We start from the raw sequence: 11,208 nt of genomic DNA, 5'->3' as shown, positions 1-11,208 counted from the left end.
CGGTGGCGTGGATTCGTTACTGGGCCTGCGACGTGGACCGAGCAATTGCCTGACGACCAGCCAGCCGAGGCCGAGTATTAACAGGAGTCCGAGCAGACGTGCCATGGCGTGAAATCGACCGAAAAAGCCGCGATTGATTGTAGTCTCATCATACGTTACGAGTGCCGACGCCGCCGAGCCGCTTGGATGCGACGAACAGGCAAAGTTGTCGCGTCGAAGTTCAAGAGCGACAATGCGCGGCATCTCGACGAATTGATTCTGCAAAAAGGCGATGCCATGAACGTTCACGAATATCAGGCCAAGGAAATCTTTGCGCGCTATGGCGTACCTGCCGGCGAAGGCAAGGTCGCAGCGTCCGCCGATGAGGCGGTCGAAGCCGCCAAATCGCTCGGCGGTGACAAATGGGTGGTCAAGGCCCAGGTCCATGCGGGCGGGCGCGGCAAGGCCGGCGGCGTGAAGATCTGTTCCAGCGTGGACGAGGTCAAGCAGGCCGCGGCCGATATGATCGGCGGCGAACTCAAGACCAAGCAGACCGGCGATGTCGGCCTGCCGATCAACTCGGTCTATGTCGAAAAGCCGGCCGATATCGAATCCGAACTCTACCTCTCGGTGCTGGTCGATCGGGCCACCCGCCGCGTAACTTTCATCGCCTCGCCCGAAGGCGGCATGGATATCGAGGAAGTCGCCGAATCCACCCCCGAAAAGATTACCCAGGTCGCGATCCATCCGGCCGCGGGCTTTCAGGCCTATCAGGGTCGCCAGCTCGGCTTCTTCCTGGGTCTGGACAAGAAGCAGGTCGGCGAATTCGTGAAGGTCATGAAAGGCCTGTACGAGATGTTCGTGGAGTGCGACGCCTCGCTGGTCGAGATCAATCCGCTGGTCACCACCAAGCAGGGCGGTCTCGTAGCCCTCGACGGCAAGCTCAACTTCGACGACAACGCGCTGTTTCGGCATAAAGAGTTCGCCGACATGCGCGATCTCACCCAGGAGAACGAGCGTGAGGCCCAGGCGGCCGAACACGATCTCAACTACATCCAGCTCGACGGCAACATCGGCTGCATGGTCAACGGCGCCGGCCTGGCGATGGGCACCATGGATCTGGTCAAGCTGCACGGCGGCGAGCCGGCCAACTTCCTGGACGTCGGCGGCGGCGCCACCACCGAGCGCGTGACCGAGGCCTTCAAGCTGATCACCGCGGGCGAGGGCGTGAAGGCGATTCTGGTCAACATCTTTGGCGGTATCGTGCGTTGTGATCTGATCGCCGAAGGCATCATCACTGCCGCCAAGGATGTCGGCATCAGCGTGCCGGTGGTCGTGCGCCTGGAAGGCACCAACGCCGAAGAAGGCCGCAAGCTGCTCGAAGAGAGCGACTTCGATCTCATCGCCGCTCAGGATCTGACCGACGCGGCCAAGAAGGTCGTCGCCGAGGCCCAGGGCTAATCGCCCGGCTTTCGATCGATCTTCCCACGAACACGCTTTAGACCAGGATCAAATCATGAGCATTCTCGTCAATAACGACACCAAACTCATCGTCCAGGGCTTCACCGGCTCCCAGGGCACCTTCCATTCCGAACAGTGCATCGCCTACGGCACCAACATCGTCGGCGGCGTGACCCCCGGCCGCGGCGGTGAAACCCATCTCGACCTGCCCGTATTCAATACCTGCGCGGACGCAGTGAAAGAAACCGGCGCCAACGCCACGATGATCTACGTGCCGGCCCCGTTCGCGGCCGACGCGATTCTCGAAGCCGAAGCGGCCGGCATCGAAACCATCATCTGCATCACCGAGCACATCCCGGTCATGGATATGCTCAAGGTGCGCTCGGTGCTGGATGAATCCAACAGCGTGCTGATCGGCCCGAACTGTCCCGGTGTGATCACCCCCGGCGAGTGCAAGATCGGCATCATGCCCGCGCATATTCACAAGCAGGGCAAGATCGGCATCGTCTCGCGCTCGGGCACGCTGACCTACGAAGCGGTCTTCCAGACCACCAACATCGGCCTCGGCCAGTCCACCTGCGTGGGTATTGGCGGCGACCCGATCCACGGCCTGGACTTCATCGACGTGCTCGAAATGTTCGAGAACGACGACCAGACCGAAGGTGTGGTGATGGTCGGCGAAATCGGCGGCACCGCCGAAGAAGAAGCCGCCGAGTTCATCAAGAACAATATGAAGAAGCCGGTCGTGGCCTACATCGCCGGCGTGACCGCGCCCCCCGGCAAGCGCATGGGCCATGCCGGTGCCATTATCTCGGGCGGCAAGGGCACGGCCGACGACAAGTTCGAAGCGCTCGAAGCCGCAGGCGTGGCCACCGTGCGTTCGACCGCTGAGATCGGCAGCAAGATGGAAGAAATCCTGGGCTGATCGATGTATTGATTGCATCGTCATCCGCTGGATGATCGAAGCCGGCGTCCGCTCCTGCGGCGTCGGCTTTTTTGTGGTGACCGTTCTGGCGCTTTGCTGTGTGTCGTGGTCTTGAAGGGCAGACCAGCGCTTGGTTTAAGTTGATTCGTCTTGAATCAACTGTGTCGGCGAATTTCGACTTGGGGTTTTGCACGGCTGTGCGAAACCGTAGGTCCGACAAACTTGCGAGTGGCAAAAGCCCAAACAGCTCAATCGGTTCGCTAACTAAATCAATGCCGCAGCTCCTCACCGCGACGTTATAGAGTTACCCCACCCATAAATGCTCGAATAAGCCCAATAGTTCAATTGAGCACAATCGAAATGAGCAAGACTTACGAACTCAGCTGCGACTGCGGCCACGTCACCATGACGGCCAGCGGTGAGCCGAAGTTGTCGCTGCATTGCCATTGCAGCAGTTGTCGCGATCTCTACAACGTCGACGTCCTGTCGGCCACCGGCTGGGCGCACGAGAACGTCGATCTGCCGGACGAATCGAAATTGTTCGTGCACAAAACCGACGGCAAGCAGATGACCCGTTACGGCTGCCCCAAATGCGGCCTGATGATGTACGGCGTGCACAAGCCGGGTATTCCGGTGATTCCGCACGGTGTCTTCCGCAAGGCCAACGACGGCGAGCTCCCGGACGAACTCGCGCCGACGTTGCACCTGTTCTACCGTGAGCGCGTGCTCGATATCGACGACGATCTGGAGAAATGCGACGACGGCTCGGCGGTGGGCTTGAGCGGCTGAATGCGTCCAACCGCTTTGGGGCAATGATCGACGGGTCGCAGATAGGCCACAAGCGATAAGAGCTGGCGTATCCTTGGCGCCTGTCATGCACATCGCGCCGCGCGAGTAGGTGTCGGCACGAGTCGAGAGGTTCAACACGCTATGGGCGAATCTTCGCTACGTATCGCACTGGCCCAGCTCAATGTCTGGGTGGGCGATATCGAGGGCAATGCACGCCAGATGATGGAAGCGGCGGCGACCGCGCGCGATCGGGACCACGCGGACATCGTGGCGTTTCCGGAAATGGCGCTGCTGGGCTACCCGCCGGATGATCTGTTGCTCAGGCGCGGTCTGCCCGATGCGATCGAATCGGCATTGGCGTTGCTTACCGAACAGCTAACCGGCATCACTGCCGTTGTGGGCTATCCGGAATACGCGGGCGAGGACATTTACAACGCGGCCGCGGTCATAAGCGACGGCGAGCGCGTGGCCCATTATCGCAAGCAATGCCTGCCCAACTATGGGGTGTTCGACGAACGCCGGCATTATCGTTCGGGTGACGCGCCGTGCGTATTCGAGCTGGGCAAGCGCCGTATCGGCGTGACGATTTGCGAGGATATCTGGGAGCAGGGGCCGGCTGCCCAGGCCAAAGCGGCCGGCGCCGAAGTGCTGATCAATCTCAATGCCTCGCCGTTCCATGTCGAAAAACAGGGTGAGCGTGAAGGCTTGCTCGCCCAGCGCGCAAAAGCCAACGATCTCGCGATCTGCTATGTGAACTGTGTCGGTGGTCAGGACGAGCTTGTTTTCGACGGGCGTTCCTGCGCGGTGGACCGTTCCGGCCAGCTGACGCTGCGTGCGCCGGCGTTCGAATCGGGCGTTTTTTGTGTTGATACGCAGGCGCAGTCTGGTACGCAAGGCACCCCCTCGATCGTGGCAGAGGAATCCGACGAAGCGCTCATCTACGATGCGCTCGTGCGTGCGACGCGTGATTATGTCGACCGTAACGGCTTCCCCGGTGCCTTGATCGGCGCCTCCGGCGGTATTGATTCGGCGCTGGCGATGGCAATCGCCGCCGACGCGCTGGGCGGCGATCGTGTCTGGGCGGTGTCCATGCCGTCGCGCTATACCGCCGATATCAGTAACGTCGATGCGGCGGATCAGGCCGAGCGCATGGGCGTGCACTACGACGAGCTGCCGATCGAAGATGGTTTCAGTGCGTTGCTGAATACGCTCGCACCGCTGTTCGGCGATCGCGAACCCGATACCGCCGAAGAGAACCTGCAATCGCGTATTCGCGGCGCACTGTTGATGTCGCTATCGAACAAGTTCGGCCATGTTGTTCTGGCAACCGGCAACAAGTCGGAAATGGCGGTCGGCTATGCCACGCTGTACGGCGATATGTGCGGCGGTTTTGCGCCGCTCAAGGATGTCTACAAGACCTGGGTGTATCGACTGGCGAAATTCCGCAACACGCGCGGCGATGTGATTCCCGAGCGTGTGATCACGCGCCCGCCGTCGGCAGAACTGCGCGACGATCAGGCCGATACGGACACGCTGCCCGAATACGATGTGCTGGACCCGATCATCGAAGCCTATGTCGAGGACGGTGAGTCGATCGAAGGTATTTGCGCGCGCGGCTTTGCCGAGGACGATGTCCGTCAGGTCGCAGGGCTGATCCGGCGCAACGAATACAAGCGCCGTCAGGCCGCGCCGGGGCCGAAGGTTACTCGTCGAGCCTTCGGTCGTGACCGGCGCTATCCGATTACCGCCGTCTATGGCGATCTATAGACAGCCTGGTTTTGCGTTAAAACGCTTAGGGGCCTCGTGCGTACCCTAAGTATCACGGCGGCGGCTTGAACGCCGCCGATCGCATACGATGCTACTGAGCCTGCGTCGCGTCGCTATCGGCGTCGCTGTCGATTACTTCGCCTTCGCTGGCGGGCGAATCCATCGCGGGTAGTGCGTAGCGTGGCGTCTCGCCGGCACGCTGGCGATAGAACTCGTCGCGATGCAGCACGTAGTTCGGGTAGGAGGCTTGCAGAATGGCGCGCGCATCTTCAGCCAGGTCGGACAGGCCTAGCTTTGCGTAACTTTCTTCCATGATTTCCAGCGCACGGGGCACGGAGTCCGAGCCCTGATAGCGCTGGATTACGCTATCGGCACGCCGGCTTGCGGCCACATAGGCGCGCCGGCGCAGATAGTACTCGGCCACGTTGATTTCGAATTCCGCCAATCGATTGCGGATTTCGACCATATGCAGCTGTGCGTCCTTGCGATAGACGCTCTGCGGGTAGTTCTCGACCAGCAGGTTGAAGTCGGTGAACGCCTGCTTGAGAAAGCGGGTGTCGCGCTTGTCCGGATCGCCGCCGAGCAGACCGGGATCGTTGCGATCGTAGTTCGACAAGCCGCGAATATAATAGATGTAATCGATATGCGCGTTACGCGGGCGCTGCTTGATGAAGCGGTCGGCGGCCGAGACCGCCGCCTCGTATTCCTGGGCCTTGTAATGCGCTGCGACCGATTCCATTTCAGCCTGGGCCGCATAGGGCGAGAACGGAAAGCGAGCCTGGACTTCTGCGTATAATCTCAGCGCGCGGTCGGGATCGCCGTCGACGAGAAATTCGCGCGCGGATTCATAAAGACGCCCGGCGTCGGCCGAGTCGAGCTTGTTGCCCTCGCGGTCGATCAGCGGCTCGTCGCTGTAGCCGGTTTCGTTGACGCCCTTGTCGCCGCCGCAACCGGTGATCGCAAGAACCATCAGAATACAAAGCGCGAGAACGATTTTCCGCATGCCAGTCCCGGACGTGCGCCGCACGTCGACAGATCAAAAACGAACGCGGAGTATACCTATACGGTCGCGCGATACGCCATGTCACGCTTTGTGTTCGCAAACCAAGAGAAATGCCCATGTCGGCAAATTGCCGCGCCCCTGATTTCGAGGCGCCGATTCCAGAAGAGTTTTACGGTGCACGCCTGGACCGTGCCCTGGCGGCCATGCTGCCCGACTATTCGCGTTCGCGCCTGCAGAGCTGGCTGGCCAACGGGGCCTTGACGGTCGACGGCGAAAATCCGCCGGCCAAGACCAAGGTGGCCGGCGGCGAAACGGTGCGCCTGACCGTGCCCAGCGAGCCGGACGACGCGCGCGTGGTCGCCGAGCCCATCACGCTGAATATCATCCACGAAGACGCTGCGATCATCGTGCTCGACAAGCCGGCCGGGCTGGTCATGCATCCCGGTGCCGGCAACCCCGACGGCACGCTACAGAATGCGTTGATTCATCATGACGAGTCGCTGGCCGCCTTGCCGCGGGCCGGGATCGTGCATCGGCTGGACAAGGACACCTCGGGGATTCTGGTGGTGGCCAAGACCTTCGCCGCGCATGCAAAGCTGGTCGCCGATCTCGCCGAACGTACGGTTAAGCGTGAATACGAGGCCGTTGCCGTAGGCGTGATGACCGCGGGCGGGCATGTCGATGCGCCGATCGATCGCCATCCGGTCGACCGCAAGCGCATGGCCGTACGCGAGTCGGGGCGCGAGGCGATCACGCATTACCGCGTGATCGATCGGTATCGGGCACACACGCACGTACGCTGTCGGCTGGAAACCGGCCGCACTCATCAGATTCGCGTGCATCTTGCCCATATCCGGTTTCCGTTGCTGGGCGATGCCACCTATGGCCGACGGCTGGCCGTGCCCCGCGATTCCAGCGACGCGTTCGCCACCGCGCTTCGGGGCTTTCGCCGCCAGGCACTGCATGCGCGCCGGCTCGGGCTCAATCACCCGGTGACCGGTGAGTACATGAGCTGGAGCGCGCCCCGGCCCGACGATTTCGAGCAGCTGCTGGCCGCGCTCGCCGCCGATGCCCAGGCCCATGGCGATGGATGAAGCGATCGGGTTCCTGGCCGCCGACTGGCCGGCGCCGGCCCATATCAAAGCTGGCACCACGCTGCGTACGGGCGGAGTGAGCCAGGCCCCGTTCGATAGCCTCAATCTGGGCGATCGGGCCGGCGACGACCCGGCGGCAGTGGCGACCAACCGCGAACGCCTGCGTGACGCGTTGGCCCTGCCCAGTGCGCCCGCCTGGCTTTATCAAGTACACGGCACGCGGGTGGTCGATGCGGGCGGCGATACCTCGGGCGAAGCCGACGCCAGTTCGGCCAGCCGTACGGATGCCGTATGTGCCGTACTCACGGCCGATTGCCTGCCGGTATTGTTCTGCGACACGCGCGGCGATTGCTGGGGCGCGGCCCATGCCGGTTGGCGCGGTCTGGCGGGCGGCGTGCTCGAAGCCACCATTGAGGCGCTACCCGCGGCGCCCGCCAATCTCATGGCCTGGCTTGGGCCTTCGATCGGCGCGCACAACTTCGAAGTGGGCGAAGACGTCCGTTCGGCGTTTTGCGACCGCGCCGAGGCCGATGCGTCGGCATTCGTGGCTCGCGACACGCCCGGCAAGTATCTGGCCGATATCTATGCGCTCGCCCGCGCGCGCCTCGAACGGGCTGGCGTGCACGCCGTCTACGGCGGTGGGCTGTGCACGATCGACGATGCACAGCGTTTCTATTCCTATCGGCGCGAGCCGGAAACCGGCCGCATGGCGAGCCTGATCTGGCGCCAACGGCCAGCTTTAGCTACAGACGCGGATATAACGTAATCAAAGAGCGATAATTAGGCCTAAGCATACGGATTCGTCGCTGCCACTCGGTATATGCGTGGTCATAGGCCTTGAAATCTAGCTGACCTGATTGCGCTTCAAGGGTGGCTTTGTATATCTCACCATGGAGATCGTTAATTTCGTTTGCCGCTTTACTGTGCTTAAGGGCAAAAAAATCACTACTAATCAAAACCATCCGCTTATATTCCGGTTGCTGCGGAAAATTTAGCTTTGACTCTTCAGCGATATAGACCGCCGACCGAACAAGTCGGAGTGCCTCGTCGCGAAGCGCTACGAATCTACCAAACCTCGTAATTATCAGGCTCGAATAAAGCCCGGTGAGAACACCGGTTAGAACACTAGTAATCGTCGTGCTAACGATGTCCATATCGTTGCTAGTTGCTCGACGTCTTCTTGCGCGCCCGCGTGCCGGGCTGGGTTGTAGAAGACTTCGCCGCCTGCTTCTTCTTCTCCGGCTTCTCTTTCTTCGGCGGCAGGGCGAGATCACGCTTGTCGCCGCTGGTGTTATGCCCGGTGCCCGGCGCGGTATTACCCAGCATGGGTTTGAGAAAGCGCCCGGTGTGGGAGGCCTCGATTTCGGCCACGGCCTCGGGCGTGCCGGTGGCAATGATCTCGCCGCCGCCTTCGCCGCCTTCCGGGCCCAGGTCGACAAGCCAGTCGGCGCATTTGATCACGTCCAGATTGTGTTCGATCACAATCACGGCGTTGCCGGCATCGCGCAGGCGTAGCAGCACTTTCAGCAGCTGGTTGATGTCGTGGAAATGCAGGCCGGTGGTGGGCTCGTCCAGCAGATAGAGCGTGCGTCCGGTATCGCGCTTGGACAGCTCGCGAGCGAGTTTGATGCGCTGTGCTTCGCCGCCGGAGAGGGTGGTCGCGTTCTGGCCAAGCTTTACATAGCTCAGTCCCACATCCATGAGGGTTTCCAGCTTGCGTTTCAGGCTGGGCACGGGCGCGAAGAACTCGAGCGCGGCTTCCACGCGCATTTCCAGCACGTCGGAAATGGTTTTGCCCTTGTAGTGCACCTGCAGGGTTTCGCGGTTGTAGCGTGCCCCCTTGCAGGTATCGCAGGTGACATAAACATCCGGCAGAAAATGCATTTCCACCTTGATGACACCGTCGCCCTGACAGGCTTCGCAACGTCCGCCTTTCACATTGAAGGAAAACCGACCGGGTTGATAACCGCGCGCTCGGGCTTCCGGGGTATTGGCGAACAATTCACGGATCGTGCCGAACAGGCCGGTATAGGTGGCCGGGTTCGAACGCGGCGTACGCCCGATCGGCGCCTGGCTGATATCGATGACCTTGTCGAGATGCTCCAGGCCGGTGATGGACGTCATCGGCGCGGCACGTGCGACCGCGCGGTTGACCTGGCGTGCGGCTGCCGGGAACAGCGTTTCGTTGATCAGCGTCGACTTACCCGAGCCGGATACGCCGGTGATGCAGGTCAGCTGGCCCATGGACAGAGCAACCGATACATTCTTGAGATTGTTGCCCCGGGCGCCGTCGATCTGGATGACCCGTTCCTTATCGAAGGCGATACGGTTTTCGGGAATCGGGATGGTAAGCCGGCCGGACAGATATTGGCCGGTCAGCGATTCGTCGTTGGCCGCGATCTGTTCCGCGCTGCCCTCGGCAATCACATGGCCGCCGTGATCGCCGGCGCCCAGGCCCATATCGACGACATACTCGGCTTCGCGGATGGCGTCTTCGTCGTGTTCGACCACGATGACGGTATTGCCGAGATCACGCAGGCGTTCGAGCGTGTTGAGCAGGCGGCGGTTGTCGCGTTGATGCAGGCCGATCGACGGCTCGTCGAGCACATACATCACGCCGACCAGGCCCGCACCGATCTGGCTGGCCAGCCGGATACGCTGGGCTTCGCCGCCAGAGAGGGTCTCGGCACTGCGTGACAGGGTCAGATAATTCAGGCCCACGTCGAGCAGAAACTTCACCCGCGCCTTGATCTCCTTGAGAATCGGTTCCGCGATCTCGGCGCGATGGCCGGGGATATCCAGGGATTCGGCAATTTCGTAAGCGCCGGCAATACTGGCGGCATTGATTTCCGGCAGGGTGCGACCGGCCACGCGTACATGCCGGGCGGCCTGGTTCAGCCGGGCGCCGCCGCAGGTGGGGCAGGCCTTGTCTGACAGATACTTGGCCAGTTCTTCGCGCACTGCCATCGAATCGGTTTCGGCATAACGGCGCTGCATGTTGTCGAGCACGCCCTCGAAGGCATGCTTTCGCACGCGTGTGCGCCCGCGAGCATTTACGTAGCGGAACTCGATCTTCTCGCGGCCCGACCCGTGCAGGATGATCTTGCGCGCTTTTTCGGGCAGATCGCGCCAGGGCGTATCGACGTCGAATTCGTATTTCTCGGCCAGCGACTGGATCAGGCCGAAGAAATAGGGGTTACGCCGGTCCCAGCCGCGAACCGCGCCGCCCGCCAGGCTCAAGGAGTCGTCGGTAATCACCCGGTCGACATCGAACACGGCCAGCGAGCCCAGGCCATCGCAGGCGTTACAGGCGCCGTGCGGCGAGTTGAACGAAAACAGCCGCGGTTCCATGTCGTTGATGGAATAGCCACAGACCGGGCAGGCGAACTGCGAGGAAAAGACTTCGGGATCGCCGTCGCCGCGCCAGGGCAGAACCCAGGCGATGCCTTCGGACAGGCGCAGCGCGGTCTCGAAGGATTCGGCCAGGCGCTGCTGGATGCCGTCACGAATTTTGAAGCGGTCGACCACCACTTCGATATCGTGCTTCACCTTCGGGTTGAGCTCGGGCACTTCGTCGATTTCGACGATTTCGCCGTCCACGCGCATGCGCACGAAACCCTGGCCGCGCATCTGTTCGAAGATGTCGCGATGCTCGCCCTTGCGTGAGCGAATCACCGGCGCGAGCAGCATCCAGGCCGATTCGGCCTCTTTTTCCAGCGTCTGATCGACCATCTGCGATACGCTCTGGGCGGTCAGCGGTTCGTCGTGGTCCGGGCAGTACGGCGTACCGGCACGGGCGAACAGCAGGCGCAGATAATCGTGGATCTCGGTGACCGTGCCCACGGTGGAGCGCGGGTTGTGCGAGGTCGATTTCTGTTCGATGGAAATGGCCGGTGACAAGCCTTCGATGGAATCGAGGTCCGGTTTTTCCATCATCGACAAGAACTGGCGGGCGTAAGCCGACAGCGACTCGACATAACGACGCTGGCCCTCGGCATAAACCGTGTCGAAGGCCAGGCTCGACTTGCCCGAGCCGGACAGGCCGGTAATGACGATCAGCTTGTTGCGAGGCAGGTCGAGATCGACGTTTTGAAGGTTGTGCGTGCGGGCACCGCGAATGCGGATACTGTCCATGAAGCGGGCGCAATGAGAAGAGATAACGAACAAGTATACGCAGCGCCGCAAGCGCG

At 61.6% G+C, this 11,208-nt stretch carries 8 protein-coding genes; 6 read left to right on the top strand and 2 right to left on the bottom strand.

What is annotated here, in order from left to right; genetic code table 11:
- Positions 1 to 276 precede the first annotated feature (276 nt).
- The 4 genes from sucC (at position 277) to SSPSH_RS01295 (ending at position 4,921) form a co-directional block, all read left to right on the top strand.
- A complete protein-coding gene (sucC, locus tag SSPSH_RS01310; RefSeq protein WP_040607260.1) occupies positions 277 to 1,440 on the top strand; it encodes an ADP-forming succinate--CoA ligase subunit beta in 1,164 nt (387 codons plus the stop codon).
- Between the two features lie 55 nt (positions 1,441 to 1,495).
- Positions 1,496 to 2,365: a succinate--CoA ligase subunit alpha gene (gene sucD, locus SSPSH_RS01305; RefSeq protein ID WP_006913162.1), complete on the top strand. Its 870-nt coding sequence runs from the start codon at positions 1,496 to 1,498 to the stop codon at positions 2,363 to 2,365.
- A 345-nt stretch (positions 2,366 to 2,710) separates the two neighbouring features.
- Positions 2,711 to 3,154 carry a GFA family protein gene (locus tag SSPSH_RS01300; protein ID WP_161627791.1) on the top strand — a complete coding sequence of 148 codons (444 nt, stop codon included), beginning with the start codon at positions 2,711 to 2,713 and terminating at the stop codon, positions 3,152 to 3,154.
- Positions 3,155 to 3,295: 141 nt separating this feature from the next.
- Positions 3,296 to 4,921 (top strand): NAD+ synthase, encoded by a 1,626-nt coding sequence (locus SSPSH_RS01295; protein ID WP_006913164.1) that lies wholly within the window; start codon positions 3,296 to 3,298, stop codon positions 4,919 to 4,921.
- 91 nt (positions 4,922 to 5,012) lie between these two features.
- Here the strand turns inward: SSPSH_RS01295 and SSPSH_RS01290 are convergent, their stop codons facing one another.
- A complete protein-coding gene (locus SSPSH_RS01290; protein WP_006913165.1) occupies positions 5,013 to 5,924 on the bottom strand; it encodes an outer membrane protein assembly factor BamD in 912 nt (303 codons plus the stop codon).
- A 116-nt stretch (positions 5,925 to 6,040) separates the two neighbouring features.
- Between SSPSH_RS01290 and rluD the strand changes: the two genes are divergently transcribed.
- Entirely contained in the window at positions 6,041 to 7,018 is a 978-nt protein-coding gene (gene rluD / locus SSPSH_RS01285) for a 23S rRNA pseudouridine(1911/1915/1917) synthase RluD (RefSeq protein WP_006913166.1), read from the top strand.
- Entirely contained in the window at positions 7,011 to 7,784 is a 774-nt protein-coding gene (gene pgeF / locus SSPSH_RS01280; protein ID WP_021031273.1) for a peptidoglycan editing factor PgeF, read from the top strand. The genes rluD and pgeF overlap by 8 nt, the downstream gene beginning before the upstream one ends.
- 395 nt (positions 7,785 to 8,179) lie before the next feature.
- On the opposite strand, the gene uvrA is transcribed toward pgeF, so the two are convergent.
- On the bottom strand, positions 8,180 to 11,152 hold the full coding sequence (gene uvrA, locus SSPSH_RS01270; RefSeq protein WP_006913168.1) for an excinuclease ABC subunit UvrA: 2,973 nt from the start codon (positions 11,150 to 11,152) through the stop codon (positions 8,180 to 8,182).
- Positions 11,153 to 11,208: the final 56 nt, after the last annotated feature.

It is taken from the genome of Salinisphaera shabanensis E1L3A, from assembly GCF_000215955.2.
GTDB lineage: Bacteria > Pseudomonadota > Gammaproteobacteria > Nevskiales > Salinisphaeraceae > Salinisphaera > Salinisphaera shabanensis.
The sequence above is the reverse complement of the archived record's forward strand: the minus strand, read 5'-3'. Positions and strand labels throughout refer to the sequence as shown.

What these genes read in the sequence shown, in the direction of transcription:
- pgeF (WP_021031273.1), top strand. Translation starts at nt 7,011, where the DNA reads ATGGATGAAGCGATCGGGTTCCTGGCCGCCGACTGGCCGGCGCCGGCC.
- uvrA (WP_006913168.1), bottom strand. Translation starts at nt 11,152, where the DNA reads ATGGACAGTATCCGCATTCGCGGTGCCCGCACGCACAACCTTCAAAAC.
- rluD (WP_006913166.1), top strand. Translation starts at nt 6,041, where the DNA reads ATGTCGGCAAATTGCCGCGCCCCTGATTTCGAGGCGCCGATTCCAGAA.
- SSPSH_RS01290 (WP_006913165.1), bottom strand. Translation starts at nt 5,924, where the DNA reads ATGCGGAAAATCGTTCTCGCGCTTTGTATTCTGATGGTTCTTGCGATC.
- sucD (WP_006913162.1), top strand. Translation starts at nt 1,496, where the DNA reads ATGAGCATTCTCGTCAATAACGACACCAAACTCATCGTCCAGGGCTTC.
- SSPSH_RS01295 (WP_006913164.1), top strand. Translation starts at nt 3,296, where the DNA reads ATGGGCGAATCTTCGCTACGTATCGCACTGGCCCAGCTCAATGTCTGG.
- sucC (WP_040607260.1), top strand. Translation starts at nt 277, where the DNA reads ATGAACGTTCACGAATATCAGGCCAAGGAAATCTTTGCGCGCTATGGC.